Raw genomic sequence first — 14,283 nt, 5'->3', positions numbered from 1 at the left:
AGGTCCCGTGATGCACCTGCTCGACCAACACGAGCAGGTGCATCACCCACTTGCATGTTTAAACAAGGAAAAACCCTAGATGGAACTTAAACCCCAACTCCAGGATTACACCGAGGCCGAGTTTCAGGCATTCGTAAGGAAAATCTGGAATACCGATGTGCCCAAGCAAGAGCACGATCGGCTGATCAATCATTTCGATCGAGTCGTCGGTCATCCCAAAGGCGCGGACCTGCTGTTTTATCCGGAGGACACCGGATATACGAACGCTCCCGAAATGGTCGTCCACTTCGTGAAACAGTGGCACTTCAAAAAGAACATCGTTCCTTTCAAGGGCGGGGCGCTGCCTGCGCCCACCCAGCCCGCGCCCCGGTTGAGCATGGCGGAGCAGGCGACGGCCAGGGCCAAGCGGGAGCTTTCCAATACACAACAAGTGGCTGCCCAGATCGTTGCTGCCGAACAGACAGTTGAAAAAGCCTTTACCCAGTTGGAGCAGGTCACCCGGCAACGACAAAATCAGGATGGGGCAGGGCAGACGCTGGAGGTGCTCAAGCAGGACATGCGGCAAATCGAGCAAGCGCAGCACGAAGTGTTCATGGCGGTCCGTGGGTTCGAACACCATAAAATGCGCATCGAGTTCGTCCAGAACGCTGCCCAGCGCAATCTCACGTTCAACCAGGCGGACCGGGGGCTCTGGCAGGAGAATGCGCAGCAGGCCACGGCCAGTCATGACCGTTATCTTGCGCGCTTGTCCTCGATCGCCCAGCGTCATGCGGCTCTTCATGCAACCGCTGAAAGCCTACTGGATCGTTTCTTGGTGCAACTGGCGCGTTTGCGCGGCCATGACAACGGCTCGGTTTTGTTTCGTCTATCCGCAGAGGACGACACTATGAGGCGACCGGACTTGCTGCTGAGCGATGCGACACCACTGGAGGCCGTCCAGCAGGTGAGCCTGCAAAAGTCCATACGTTCGGCCGTCGCCGAGTTCAATTGGCTGATGACGCATCCTGAACATGGACACAACGGGCAATATGCCGAGGTCCTGAGTTTTGATCTTGTCAGTCGAACCAAGGAGGCGCGTTTTGGCCTGTGTGTTGCGCTGGCCGAGCTCTCTGCCATCGAACAGGACTGGCAGGCCCTCGCTGCGCAGCAGGGTGAGGTGGAGTTGCCGTTGCGAATGAGCACGGCAACGACCACGACAAAACCTGGCACCCATTTCAGGGGACTGAAAGAAATACGTGAGCTGTTTCAGATATACATCACGCCTGCCACGGGTGTGTTGCCCTTCAAGGTCCGGGTAAGGCAAGCGGTTTGGCATGATGCTGGACGGGTCTTGCGCTTGACGACGGAAGGGCCGAACACCCGAGTGGTTGAATGGACCCTTCCGCACACCCTGGGAGCGCCGGCAGCATCCAAGCAAAACCGACTGGACTCTGCCGGTTTTATCAATTCCTCGCCGGTGCCGATCTTGGAATCGTTCGACGCCATCGAAGAGGTTCGATTCGATGATTACGTCGTGGTGTTTCCCCGAGACTCGGGATTGGCGCCGGTTTATGTTGTGTTCCATGACCTCCGGGGAAGGGATGGAAGTCGCTTGTGACTTGCAACGGCCATGAAAGCCTCACTGCTCGCGCTCAAACCCCTCATCCACCTCGACAGCCTCCTTGCCCCGCGTCTTCAGCTCGCTGACGATCACCGCCGCCACGATCAGTGCCGCGCCAAACAAGGCAATCGCCGGCAGCCGCTCGCCCGCCAGGCGCCCGGCGATGCCGGCCCACACCGGTTCGCCGGCGTAGATCAGCGTGGCGCGGGTGGGCGAGACGCTTTTCTGTGCCCAGTTCATTGCCACCTGGATGGCCGCACTGCAAGCGCCCAGGCCGACGGCGGTGGCGAGTAGCAGCCAGGAGAAATCCGGGATCGTTTCCTGGGTCGGTACCACCATCAGGAACGCCAGCACTGCCGTGCTTGCCAGTTGCACCACGGTGACGCGGCGCACATCGACCTGGCCGGCATAGGCGCTGATGAGGATGATTTCGGCGGCAATCGCGATGGCGCTGATCAGCGTGGCGATTTCCCCGGGGCTGAAATTCAGCGACGCCCCGGCCGGGCCCGACACCAGCATCAGCCCGGTGAACGCCAGCATGATGCCGAGGCTGGGCATCAAGCCTGGCCGACGGCCCAGCACCAGCCACTGCAACAGCGGCACGAACGGCACGTAGAGGGCGGTGATGAACGCCGACTGGCTGCTGGGGATGGTTTGCAGGCCGACGGTCTGCAAGCCGTAGCCGAGCATGATCGCCACGCCGATGAAGGCGCCGGCCTTGAGTTCGAACAGGGTCAGGTCCCGCAGATGACGCCAGGAAAATAGCCCGACGAACGCGGCTGCGGCGGCGAAGCGCAAGCCGACGAAAAACATCGGCCCGCTGACGGTCATGGCGTGCTGGACCAGCAGGAAGGTGCCACCCCAGATCATGGTGATCAGCACCAGCACGCATTCGGCCTTGCTGAGCCGGGAGAAACGAGGGGAAGCCTGGGGGGAATTCACCGATGTCATGACCTTGCGCGCCCATTGAGGCGGACGCACAATGCGCCCGAATAGAAGTTGGGCAGTATAATGCGCAACCCCAGCCTGTGAGCAATATAGTGCACAAAGAAAACGGTCAGCGGGCCTCCGTCCTGCAACACGTCAGCCAGAATGTTCGCCGTCTGCGCCACGCTGCGCAGCTCAGCCAGAGCGCGTTGGCAGAGCTTTCCGGGGTCAGTCGGCGGATGCTGGTGGCCATCGAGGCGGGGGAGAAGAACGTCAGCCTGACCACCCTGGATCGCGTCGCCGAAGCCCTGGACGTGGCCTTCAGCGACTTGATCCAGGCCCCTGACGCCCGTGATCCGAGCCGCATCAATGAATTGGCCTGGGCCGGGACGATTGCCGGCAGCAAAGCCGTCCTGCTCGCCAAGGCCACCGCCAGCCGCGAAGTGGAACTTTGGGAGTGGCGCCTGGAGCCCGGCGAGCATTACCCTTCGGAACCCGACAACGATGGCTGGAGCGAACAGCTCTATGTGTTCGAAGGCTGCCTGACGTTATTGCTGGGCAGCGAGGAGCGGCGGATCGCAGCCGGCGAGTTCTTCATGTTCGCCAGCAACCAGCCCCACGCCTATCGCAACGACGGCCCGGTGGCTGCGCGGTTCGTGCGCAATGTGGTGATTTGATTCCGGGAGAGTGGTATGGACGCAACGGTGGATCGACCAGGAGACGGCGTCACTCGTGAGGCCGATGTGCTGGTCATTGGCGGTGGCCTGAGCGGCGCGATGCTGGCGGCACAGTTGCTGCGCCTGCCGGGGCGACGCGAAGTGCTGGTTGTCGAGCCACGCAGTGAGTTGGGCCGGGGCGAGGCCTATAGTGCCGTGGAGCTGGGCCACACGTTGAACGGCAATGCGGCGCGAATGAGCGTCGACCCGGACAACGCCGATGACCTGACCCAATGGCTCACCGCGTTCATCGAGGCCGGTCACTGGCCCGAGTCGGCCCGGCAGCCCGTGCCGATCAGCGAGTTGTTCCCGCCCCGAGGGATGTTTGGCCTGTATGTGCAGCAGCGCCTGGCCGAGGCTCGCGAGTGGGGTGCACAAAACGGTTCGACGGCCGAGCACGTGCGCGGCGAGGCCGTGGATTTGCGGCTTGGTGATGATGCCGTGATGGTTACGCTGGACGACGGCCAAATCTTGCGGGGCCGTTTTGCGGTGCTGGCCACCGGCATGTTCGCGGCCGCGCGAACCCCGCAAACCGAATCCAGCGGCTTGAATGCCACCGCCCTGGATCCTTGGGATGTGGCCGCGATGCGCCAGCTCGATCCGCAGTCCACGGTCATGATCATCGGCTCGGGATTGACCATGGTCGATGCCGTGGTGTCGTTGGAACAGGCCGGGCATCGCGGCCCAATCGAAGTGTTTTCCCGCCATGGCCTGTTGCCCCACGTGCGCCGCCAGCCGCCGGCCTGGGTGGATTTCCTCGCTGAGGATCACAGCCTGCGTTCACCGCGCCAGTTAATGCGAGCCTTGCGCGAGCAGTGCCGCCAGGCCCAGGCCCAAGGCATCGATTGGCAAGCACCGCTGGACACCGTGCGTGCCCACATCGGGCGCTTGTGGAGCCAGGCCAGCGATGTGCAGCGTCGACAGTTCGTGCGGCATGTACGGCCCTGGTGGGAGAGTCATCACCATCGTTCGCCGCCGTTGAGCGCCGAGTTGGTGGCGCGGCTGCATGAAGAAGGGCGGTTGCGAATTCACGCGGCGTCGTTCAAGGGACTGGCAACTTCTGTCGAGGGGACGTTGGGCATTGCCATCCGCCGCCGGGGCGAGGCCGGGTTGACGGTGGTGCAGGGCGCTGCGCTGATCAACTCCAGCGGCATTGAATATGACTGGCGACGCGTGGCGCGCCCGTTGCCGCGACAATTGCTGGCCCGAGGGCTGATCCAGCCGGGGCCGCTGGCCTTGGGCATCGCCGCGCGTCCCGACGGTGCTGTGCTGGACGCCACGGGCGAGCCCGCCAGCCGCTTGTTCGCCATGGGCCCGCCGTTGCGCGGGATTTGGTGGGAAAGCACCGCCGTGACCGACGTAGCGAGCCAGGCCAAGGCGCTGGCGGCGCGGTTGGCCGAATTGCAAACCCAATCTTGAGCGTGGGGTGAAGGCAAGATAGCCATCGCGAGCAAGCTTTGCTCCCACAGGGGCCAAAATTGACGCCAGATTTGTGAACAGTCGCAACCCTGTGGGAGCAAAGCTTGCTCGCGATGACACCAGCCCAGGCACAACCAATCCTGTGGCGAGGCAGCGCCAGGCGTTATAACTCGCTGACCCTCACCCACCGCGCCTCCCGCGCCGCCAACCGAATCGCCGTCGCCAGCCGCTCCACTTCCCAGGCTTCTTCGAAATCGGTCCCGCTACCCCCTTCACCCGCGAGGGCCATGACCAGTTCCTGCACCTCCAGCGTCTTCAGTTCGTTGTAGCCCAATTGGTGCCCGGCGGCCGGGCTGAACGCGGCGTAGCCGGGCAGGTCCGGGCCGGCCAGCAGGCGCTGGAAACCTGGCTGGCCGGCGCGACACAGGCGCAGCTCATTGAGGCGTTCCTGGTCGAACGCCAGCGTGCCGAGGGTGCCGCTGATTTCGAAAGCCAGGTGATTCTTGTAGCCGTGCTTGAGCCAACTGCTGCTCACCGTGCCCCGGGCGCCGTTGGCGAAACGCAGCAGGGCATGGACCTGGTCATCCACGGCAATGGCGCGTGATTCGTTGTTGCCGGCGCTGGCAGGACGTTGGCCGTGCACGGTCTGGCTGTCGGCGCACACCGCTTCGACATCGCCCAGCAGATGACGGGCCATCGCCAGTAAGTGGCTGCCCAAGTCCGCCAGTGCGCCACCGGCGTGGGCCGCTTCGCAGCGCCAGGACCACGGGGAGGTCGGGTCGGCCATGAAGTCTTCGCTGAACTCACCCTGGAAACTGATGATCCGCCCCAGTTCCCCGCGCTGGATCATCTCCCGCGCCCGTTGGAGGATCGGGTTGTGCTGGTAGTTGTAGCCGACCCGGGTCACCACTTGGGCCGTCCGGGCTGCTTGACGCATCTGCCCGGCCTGCTCCAGCGACACTGCCAGGGGCTTTTCACAATAGACCGGCTTGCCCGCCGCCAGCGCCGCCATCGCCATGGGGAAATGCAGATGATTGGGCGTGGTGATGGCGACCAGGTTGACCTTCGGGTCGTCGATCAGCCGTTGCCAGTCGCTGTGGGCGGTCTCGAACCCCCAGCTTTGCGCACACTGCCGGGCGCGTTGCGGATCGGCATCGGCCAGGGCCGCGAGGTGCAGGTTCAGGGGGAGATCGAACACCGCCTTGGCATTGTGGAACGCCAAGGCATGGGCACGGCCCATAAAGCCGGTGCCAATCAGGCCGATGCCGAGTTCGCGCATGAGAAAGAGCCCTTTGAATTTTTGTTTTCAGGAGGACTCTTTATGGAATAAATATTCGCTAATTGCAAACTGTGGAATAAATATTCATTTTTCTGATCGTTGTAGATCCCCTCTGTGGGAGCGAGCAAGCCCGCTCCCACAGAGGATTTCACAGCTCTGCCATGGAGCTCACTGTCAGGAAAGGAACCCCCCATCCACATTCAACGCCACCCCGGTGGTGTAGCTCGACGCATCGCTGGCCAGGTACAGCACCGCGCCGGCCATTTCACTCGGGTCGGCCACGCGCTTGAGGGGGATCTGCGCCAGGGCGGTTTTCAGGATGGCGTCGTTCTTGACCAGGGCCGAGGCGAACTTGGTGTCGGTCAGGCCCGGCAGCAGGGCGTTGCAACGGATGCCAAACTGCGCGCATTCCTTGGCGAAGACCTTGGTCATGTTGATCACCGCAGCCTTGGTCACCGAGTAGATGCCCTGGAAGATGCCCGGTGAGATGCCGTTGATCGACGCCACGTTGATGATGCTGCCGCCGCCGTTATCACGCATCAGCTTGCCGGCTTCCACCGACATGAAGAAGTAGCCGCGAATGTTCACATCGACGGTTTTCTGGAACGCCCCCAGGTCGGTGTCCAGCACGTTGCAGAACTGCGGGTTGGTGGCCGCGTTGTTCACCAAAATGTCCAGGCGCCCGAACTGCTCGCGAATGCCGGCGAAGACCTGGCTGATCTGCTCCATTTCACCGATGTGGCAGGCGATGGCGGTGGCTTTGCCGCCGGCGGCAACGATCGCGTCGGCGACGTGCTGGCAGCCGTCGAGCTTGCGGCTGGAGACAATCACGTGGGCGCCTTGCTGGGCCAGCAGTTTGGCGATGGCTTCGCCGATGCCACGGCTGGCGCCGGAAACGAAAGCGATTTTACCGTCGAGGTCGAACAACTGGGTCTTGGACATGCTGTTTCCTTGTGAAGGCGCTCAGAGCGTGGATTGGCCGATGACCTGCAGGCTCATCTGCTCCAGCAGCTTGTTCATCTGAACGAACTGCGCGAAGCGTTTGTCCTGGGTCTGGCCGTGGAAGAAGCGGTAGTAGATCTGCTGCACGATGCCGGCCAGGCGGAACAGGCCGTAGGTGTAGTAGAAGTCGAAATTGTCGATGCGGATCCCGGCGCGCTCGGCGTAGTAGTCCACGAATTCGCGGCGCGTCAGCATGCCCGGGGCATGGCTCGGCTGGCGGCGCATCAGTTGCACCGGCGCCGGGTCGTTGGCTTCGATCCAGTAGGCGAGGCTGTTGCCCAGGTCCATCAACGGATCGCCGATAGTCGTCAGCTCCCAGTCCAGCACACCGATGATCTGCATCGGGTTGTCCGGGTCGAGGATCACGTTGTCGAAGCGGTAGTCGTTGTGGACGATGCTTGAGGTCGGGTGGTCGGCGGGCATCTTGTCATTGAGCCAGGCCTTGACCGCTTCCCACTTGGGCGCATCGGGGGTCAGGGCTTTGTCGTAGCGGTCGCTCCAGCCACGGATCTGCCGGGCCACGTAGCCTTCGGGCTTGCCCAGGTCGGCCAGGCCGCAGGCGTGGTAGTCGACCTGGTGCAGTTCGACGAGCCTGTCGATGAAGCTCTTGCACAGCGCTTCGGTGCGGGCGGCGTCGAAGCCCAGTTCCGGCGGCAGGTCGGCGCGCAGGATGATGCCCTTGACCCGTTCCATCACGTAGAACTCGGCACCCATCACTGATTCGTCGGTGCAGTGCACGTAGGCCTTGGGGCAGTACGGGAAGCCGTCGCGCAACTGGTTGAGGATGCGGAATTCACGGCCCATGTCATGGGCGGACTTGGCCTTGTGGCCGAACGGCGGGCGGCGCAGGACGAGTTCCTGTTCGGGGTATTCCAGCAGGTACGTCAGGTTCGACGCACCACCGGGAAACTGACTGATCTGCGGCTTGCCGGTCAGGCCTGGAATGTGAGCCTTGAGGTACGGGTCGATCAGGTTGGCATCGAGTTCTTCACCGTCGCGCACGCGGGTGGACTGATCAGTAAACGCCATGCTTATCCCTTCTACTTATTCTGGAGGCCATCGATCATTGGCTAATCTAATGGTGTGGGTGGGGCGTCACAAGCATGCCCGGGTCTTATAGGTTAGCGTGTTGCCGGATGATCAGCGGGCCTGATGCGCACGGGTGAGCTATGGTTTCGGGGTCGCTCTTCAAGGAGTCACCGCGATGGGATGCCCGCAAGTCTGTAGCACCGCCACCTTGCAATGCAGCTTCGGCGTCGCGCCGGCGGTGCTGAACGTGTTGCCCGTCAATCGAATGCTGACCGGCGGGATGCCGGCGGCGAACATCATGGATCACATCCCGTTGGTGAACATCACCACGTTCGGCATGTGCCAGAGCCTGGCGAACCCGACGGTGGCCGCCGCTACCGCCGCCGCCCTGGGCGTGCTCACCCCCATGCCCTGCATCCCGGCCACCGCCGCGCCGTGGATTCCCGGCGGTGCGCCGACCCTGCTGCTGGGCAACATGCCGGCTATCGATGCCAACAGCACCTTGATGTGCACCTGGGCCGGGGTGATCAAGATCGTTGTGCCGGGGCAGGTGCAGATGCTCATTCCCTGATGACACATTTCGCCCACCACAAATCCCTGTGGGATCGGGTTCACATGGGGCGATGGCGTTACACCTGCGCCGGATCATTCCAGCGCCTGAACCACCAGCGAACCCGCGAGATCGGCTTGCCTTCGGCGTCCAGGGGCCGGCCGTCGTCGGCATAGGCCTGGGCCGGTTCGAGCAGTTGGCCGTTGAGGTAGCGCGCCTCGACGGCGGGCTTGCCGTTGGGGTGCAGGCGGCGGTAACGGCCGTCGCGCACGCCGTCGCGGTAGCATTCGGTTTCGGCCAGTTGCCCGTCGGGGAAGTAATTGTTGGCCTCGCCGTGGAGCAACCCGCCGCGATAGGACGCCTGGCGCTGCAAGCCCCCTTCGGCCGCATAAAAATTTGCCACTCCGTGTAATTTGCCTTTCACGAACGGCAACACCGCCGAGACCTTGCCATTGGGGTGATACAGGGTGCTGGTGCCTTGCAGTTCGCCTTGGCTGTAGTTGAGTTTCGCTTGCGGGCGCTGGGCCTCGTCGATCTGCAACGGGCCCTCCAGGCGGCCGTCGACCAGTTGCCCGTCGAGCCGGCTGTCGCCACGTTCCACGTCCAATCTTCTCGAAGCCATCGCAGCGCTCCTGTCAGTTGACCTTCACCAGGCCGCCCTTGATGGTCAGCATGCCGCCGCCGTCCACGGTCTGTTCGGCGGCGGCCTTGTTCACCAGACTGATGCCGGCGTCGTTGGTCAGGGTGGTGCCGGCCTTGTTTTCCAGCGATGTACCGGCCTGGTTGCTCAGGGCCGTGCCGGCTTTCTGGCTGATGGACGTGCCGGCCTGCACCGCCAGGTCGACATCGCTCTTGATCGCGAAGCTGCCGCCGCTTTGCAGGGTCAAGGTGCCGCTGACCTTGATGGTCAGGTTGCCATCCACCGTCAGGTCATAGTTGCCAGTGACCTTGTGCGCGTAATTGCCGCCGGTGCTGTGGGTCTGGTCCGCGCCCACGGTGACAGTGCGGGTGTCCTTCACATCGAGGCTGTCGCTGCCGGTCTGGATGGTCACGCTGCGCTTGCCTTTTTCCAGGGTGACGGTCTCGTCGCCGTCCTTCACCGTGCGGGTGCGAGCGTTCTGTACCGTGAGGGTTTCGTCGTGACCGACGGTGGCGGTGGTGTCGTTGAGCACGTTGATGTTGAAGTCTTTCTGGGCCTGGAGAAACACTTCTTCGGAGTCCTTCTTATCCTCGAAACGCAGCTCGTTGAAACCGCCGCCGCCCTTGGACGAGTTGGTCTTGATCCCGGACTGGGTCTGGTTCGCCGGCAATGCGTAGGGCAGGGCGTTGTCGCCATTGTAGACGCAACCGGTGACCAGCGGCCGGTCCGGATCCCCATCGATGAAGGTGACGATGACTTCCTGGCCGATGCGCGGTACGAACTGCATGCCAAAGCCCTTGCCGCTCCAGGGCAAGACCACGCGCACCCAGCAGGATGAGGTTTCGTCGTTCTTGCCGGTGCGGTCCCAGGGAAACTGCAACTTTATCCGGCCGTATTCGTCGGTCCAGATTTCTTCGCCGGCCTTGCCCACTACCAGCGCCGTCTGGGTGTGCATGCGCGGTTTGGGCGTGAGGCGGGCCGGCCGATAAGCGGTGGCCTTGGGGATCGCTTCGAAGCGGTTGCGATAACTGTCATGGCTGGCTTCGTGGTTGACCGAGGTCACCACCCAATCGATGTTCAGCGTGGTGTCTTCGTGGCCGGCAAGGGTGAACCAGTACCCCGGCACCAGCCAGCGGCAGTCGCTTTCACCGACAAAGCGTTTTTCCTGGCTGCGCAGGCCGTCCACCCGTTGCTTGGTCAGCGCATCGCCCTGGGCCTTGGCGGTGTAGCCGCCCGGATGTTCGTACATCGAGTTTGGCCCGGCCACGGCTTCGGCCTGGCTATAGAGCGACGTCGTCGGCGTGGTGAATTCGTAATCGGTGGCCTGGTAGACCCCTGCCACCGCTTGCAGGCACACCTGCCCTGAGCGGATGCCGTGCAGTTCCCGCTCGCCCAGTTTCTGTCCGAGGTAATTGACCGTCGGGCCATTGGGGATGGGGGTGAAGGCGTCGTTGCTGTCGGCCAGCACCAGGGTGTGCTTGCCGTCTTCATGACTGAAGAACCAGAAGATTCCGTCCTCTTCCATCAGCCGCGAGACGAAGGCCAGGTCGGTTTCGCCGTACTGCACGCAGTATTCGCGCGGGGTGTAGCTGCCGGTGAGTTTGAGCTGAAAGTCAGTGAAACCGTGGGCCTTGAAGATCGTGGTGACGATGTCCGAGGTGGCGAGGTTCTGGAACACCCGGTTGTTGCTGGCCAGGCCCAGCCACCAGAGCCAGGGGCGCAGTACCAGTTGATAGCGCTCGGCGGTAGCGTCGGCGGGGAGTTGGCGGATCTCGGCGACGAGCCAGTCCATTGGTCGCAACAGAGCGTCTTTATGCAGTGTGGTGGTGACATGGCTGGCGACGGCGCTGGTGAGTGTCAGTGAAGCGCCGTCATTGATGCCATTGAGGATGTGCGAGCCCAGTGCATTGAGGCGTTCTTCGCCGGACAGCGAATCAGGGTACAGCGCCGACACCGTGGCGCTGGTGAGCGAGAGGGTGGTGTTGCTGTCAGTGGAGCGGGGCATGGAACGTCCTCGACAGAGGCTACGATGCGAGCAGTGCTTGCCGATTCATTTGTAGCTGGTTTTCAGCGGCTTCTTGCCTTTTTTAGTGCGGTATTTGTTTTCAAAGGCCAGCCAGACCAGGCGGATGTCGTACCAGGCCTGTGCCAGTTTCAACTCGGTTGCCTTGCTGTGCAGTTTGGCCGGGATCGCGCCAAGGTCGTTGTTGTCGTTGATCACCTGAATCAGCGTCTCGCTCTGGCTCATGCTCTTTTTTTGCAGGTGATTCATGCTGTTCGTTTTCTTTTCTTCCTGGGCGATCGTGGGCTTGTTCAGTTCCAGGAACGCAATCGCTTTGTCCAGGTTGATCGTCGCGGCCGGTGATTCCGGGCCACCGGAAGGGCCCGACTCGTGACCGTGATATTCATCTTTTCCGCTATAGCCCTCCAGGCACTCAATGATCTTGTGCTGCGATATGAAAATACGGTCAAGCTCCTGGGCTTTGCTCGTACGGTACGACTGGATGCAGCTCCACACAGTTGTCGCAGACATTCAATAACCCTCTCTATGGATAGGGGCGGGGTATGCCCGTGGCTTCATTCCAGAACCCACTCCGCCAACTTCCCCGTCACCTGCGTCATCAACACATTCTCGACATCCCGCGCACCCGCCGCGCTGCATTTGGCCAGCACGGCCTTGACGATCCCGGCATCGAACTCGAACTGTTTGCCGGTCGCGGCCTTGTAGCGGGCGCGCAGTTTTTCCAGCTTCGCCAGCACGATGCCCTCCAGCGTCGCTTCATCCAGCGGCCGATACGCCACCACCGTCATCCGCGCCAGGAACGCCGGGCGGAACGCTTGCAGCAGCACCTTGTGCAAGGCTTCGTTGAAGGCGTCGCTGCCCAGTTGCGCGGCGGGGGTGTCCAGCAGCAGTTCGGCGCCGACGTTGCTGGTGGCGAGCATCACGGTGTTCTTGAAATCCACCACCAGGCCGGTGCCGTCTTCCATCACGCCCTTGTCGAAGACGTTATAGAAGGCTTCGAGCACATCCGGGTGGGCCTTTTCGATTTCATCCAGCAGCACCACCGAGTAGGGTTTGCGCCGCACCGCTTCGGTGAGCACGCCGCCGCTGCCGTAGCCGACGTAGCCGGGCGGGGCGCCCTTGAGTTGGCTGACGGTGTGGGCTTCCTGGTACTCCGAAAGGTTGATGCTGATCAGGTTGCGTTCGCCGCCGTACAAGGCGTCGGCCAGGGCGTAGGCGGTTTCGGTCTTGCCCACGCCGGTGGGGCCCACCAGCAGGAACACACCGACCGGTTTCTGCGGGTCGGTGAGGCCGGCGCGGTAGGCTTGCAGGCGTTGGGCGATGGTGCTGAGCGCCGTGCCCTGGCCCATGACTCGCTGGCCCATGCGTTGGCCGAGGGTGCGCACGGCGTGAGCTTCGTCGGCGAGCATCTTGCCGACCGGGATGCCGGTCCAGCCGGCGATCACGGCGGCGACGGTCTTGCTGTCGACTTGTTCGGGCACCAACGGATCGTCCTGGCGAATGGCATCGAGGCCGGCTTCCAGGCGCAGCAGCTCGGCGGCAAGATGGTCGATGCGGTTGTCGATCTCGGTGTCGGGTTTTTCGCCGTCGGCACGCTCACTCAGCGCGAGCAGTTCGCGTCGGGTGTCGAGCAGTTCACGCACGGCTTCGCGCTCTTCGCCCCAACGGGTTTCCAATTCGCGGATGGCCTGCACGTTGCTGCTGGACTCGCTTTCCAGCAGGGTGATGCGTTCGCGATGATCCAGGCCAGTGGCCTGTTCCCGGCGCAGGCGTTCGACTTCATCCTTGAGGCTGTTCTGTCGGTGACGCAGGCTTTCCAGCGGCGGCGGCACGTCGTGCTGGCCGAGGGCGACCCGGGCGCAGGCAGTGTCGAGCACGCTGATGGCCTTGTCCGGCAACTGGCGTCCGGAAATGTAGCGGTGGGACAGCTTCACCGCCTCATGGATGGCAGCGTCCAGTACCTGCACGCCGTGGTGCTGCTCCAGTTTGCTCGCCACGCCACGGAGCATTTCCACGGCGGTGAGTTCGTCCGGTTCTTCGACCTGCACCAGTTGGAAGCGGCGAGCCAGGGCCGGGTCTTTCTCGAAGTATTTTTTATATTCCAGCCACGTAGTGGCGGCCAGGGTGCGCAACTCGCCCCGGGCCAGGGCCGGTTTGAGCAGGTTGGCTGCATCGCTACCGCCTTCCGCCCCGCCGGCACCAATCAGGGTGTGGGCTTCGTCGATGAACAGGATGATCGGTTTTTCGGCGCTGCGTACCGCGTCGATCACGCCCTTGAGGCGCTGTTCGAATTCACCCTTGACCCCGGCACCGGCCTGCAACAGGCCCAGGTCGAGCACGCGCAGTGTCACCTCCTGCAACGACGGTGGCACATCCCCGGCGGCGATGCGCAAGGCCAGGCCTTCGACCACGGCGGTCTTGCCGACGCCGGGGGCGCCCACCAGGATCGGGTTGTTCTGCCGCCGCCGCAGCAGGATGTCGATGCATTGGCGAATCTCACCGTCGCGGCCGACGATGGGGTCGATGCGGCCGTTCCGGGCGTCGGCGGTCAGGTCTTGAGTGTACTGGTCCAGCACCGGATCCTGTTTCTGCGGCGCCTCGCCGGGCTTGGCCGGGCGTGTGCCAGCGACGTGCTCACGGGAGCTTTCGGTCCATTCCAGCAGGTGCGTGCGCAGGGCATCCCGGGGAATGCGCAGCAGCGACGAGGCGCTGTTGAGCAGCAGGCTGCGCCGCTCGTCACGGTCGAGCAGGGCCAGCAGCAACAGGCCGGAGCGGATGTTCGCAAGGCCCAGCACACTGGCCTGGACCACGGCGTCTTCCAATAGGCCGATGGTTTGCGCCGACAGCGCCGGGGTGCGGGTGCTGCCGGACTTGAACAGGTCCAGGGCCTTGTTGATTTCCGCCGTCACCGCGTCGCGCTCCAGGCCGAAGCGCGGCAGCAGGCAGGCGAAGTCGCCGCCCTCGATGTCGAGCAATTCCAGCAGCAGGTGTTCGATCTCCACGTAATGGTGGCTGCGCTGCATGCAGCGTTGCGCGGCCCGTTCCAGGGCACGGCGGTTGTCCGGGTTGAGGCGACCGATCAGGCTGGCCAGTTCCAT

11 protein-coding genes and 1 pseudogene are annotated in these 14,283 nt (G+C 63.1%); 4 read left to right on the top strand and 8 right to left on the bottom strand.

All coding sequences use genetic code 11. The features are described 5' to 3' along the window. Window positions 1-79: 79 nt before the first annotated feature. Window positions 80-1,597, top strand: coding sequence for a bacteriocin immunity protein (locus tag ACODSJ_RS02985; RefSeq protein ID WP_489100309.1), 1,518 nt, complete (start codon window positions 80-82; stop codon window positions 1,595-1,597). A 21-nt stretch (window positions 1,598-1,618) separates the two neighbouring features. Here the strand turns inward: ACODSJ_RS02985 and ACODSJ_RS02980 are convergent. Then, window positions 1,619-2,646, bottom strand: a pseudogene (locus ACODSJ_RS02980) (DMT family transporter). Between ACODSJ_RS02980 and ACODSJ_RS02975 the strand changes: the two are divergent. Both ACODSJ_RS02975 and ACODSJ_RS02970 read left to right on the top strand, forming a co-directional pair. After that, on the top strand, window positions 2,641-3,204 hold the full coding sequence (locus ACODSJ_RS02975; RefSeq protein ID WP_489100308.1) for a helix-turn-helix domain-containing protein: 564 nt from the start codon (window positions 2,641-2,643) through the stop codon (window positions 3,202-3,204). The pseudogene ACODSJ_RS02980 and the gene ACODSJ_RS02975 overlap by 6 nt on opposite strands. Before the next feature lie 15 nt (window positions 3,205-3,219). Beyond that, window positions 3,220-4,662 carry an FAD/NAD(P)-binding protein gene (locus ACODSJ_RS02970; protein WP_489100307.1) on the top strand — a complete coding sequence of 481 codons (1,443 nt, stop codon included), beginning with the start codon at window positions 3,220-3,222 and terminating at the stop codon, window positions 4,660-4,662. Between the two features lie 163 nt (window positions 4,663-4,825). On the opposite strand, the gene ACODSJ_RS02965 is transcribed toward ACODSJ_RS02970, so the two are convergent. From ACODSJ_RS02965 to ACODSJ_RS02955, 3 genes are all read right to left on the bottom strand, one after another. Beyond that, the gene (locus ACODSJ_RS02965) at window positions 4,826-5,941 is read right to left on the bottom strand and encodes a Gfo/Idh/MocA family protein (RefSeq protein ID WP_489100306.1); all 1,116 of its coding nucleotides are present in this window, start codon (window positions 5,939-5,941) and stop codon (window positions 4,826-4,828) included. 174 nt (window positions 5,942-6,115) lie between these two features. Further along, a complete protein-coding gene (locus ACODSJ_RS02960; protein ID WP_489100305.1) occupies window positions 6,116-6,883 on the bottom strand; it encodes an SDR family oxidoreductase in 768 nt (255 codons plus the stop codon). Between the two features lie 21 nt (window positions 6,884-6,904). After that, window positions 6,905-7,972, bottom strand: a complete 1,068-nt coding sequence (locus tag ACODSJ_RS02955) for a phosphotransferase family protein (RefSeq protein ID WP_489100304.1) — start codon at window positions 7,970-7,972, stop codon at window positions 6,905-6,907. A gap of 175 nt (window positions 7,973-8,147) precedes the next feature. Here ACODSJ_RS02955 and ACODSJ_RS02950 point away from each other — a divergent pair, with 175 nt between their 5' ends. Then, entirely contained in the window at window positions 8,148-8,543 is a 396-nt protein-coding gene (locus ACODSJ_RS02950; RefSeq protein ID WP_260954589.1) for a DUF4280 domain-containing protein, read from the top strand. 58 nt (window positions 8,544-8,601) lie between these two features. Here ACODSJ_RS02950 and ACODSJ_RS02945 read toward each other — a convergent pair whose 3' ends face one another. The 4 genes from ACODSJ_RS02945 to tssH are packed head-to-tail and all read right to left on the bottom strand — an operon-like array spanning window position 8,602 to window position 14,283. Next, window positions 8,602-9,144 carry a toxin-antitoxin system YwqK family antitoxin gene (locus ACODSJ_RS02945; protein ID WP_489100303.1) on the bottom strand — a complete coding sequence of 181 codons (543 nt, stop codon included), beginning with the start codon at window positions 9,142-9,144 and terminating at the stop codon, window positions 8,602-8,604. A gap of 13 nt (window positions 9,145-9,157) precedes the next feature. Further along, complete coding sequence (locus ACODSJ_RS02940) at window positions 9,158-11,167, bottom strand: type VI secretion system Vgr family protein (protein ID WP_489100302.1); 2,010 nt, start codon at window positions 11,165-11,167, stop codon at window positions 9,158-9,160. A 45-nt stretch (window positions 11,168-11,212) separates the two neighbouring features. After that, window positions 11,213-11,695, bottom strand: coding sequence for a hypothetical protein (locus ACODSJ_RS02935; protein ID WP_489100301.1), 483 nt, complete (start codon window positions 11,693-11,695; stop codon window positions 11,213-11,215). A 44-nt stretch (window positions 11,696-11,739) separates the two neighbouring features. After that, a complete protein-coding gene (gene tssH / locus ACODSJ_RS02930) occupies window positions 11,740-14,283 on the bottom strand; it encodes a type VI secretion system ATPase TssH (protein WP_489100300.1) in 2,544 nt (847 codons plus the stop codon).

It is taken from the genome of Pseudomonas sp. FG6, from assembly GCF_057809015.1.
The sequence above is the reverse complement of the archived record's forward strand: the minus strand, read 5'-3'. Positions and strand labels throughout refer to the sequence as shown.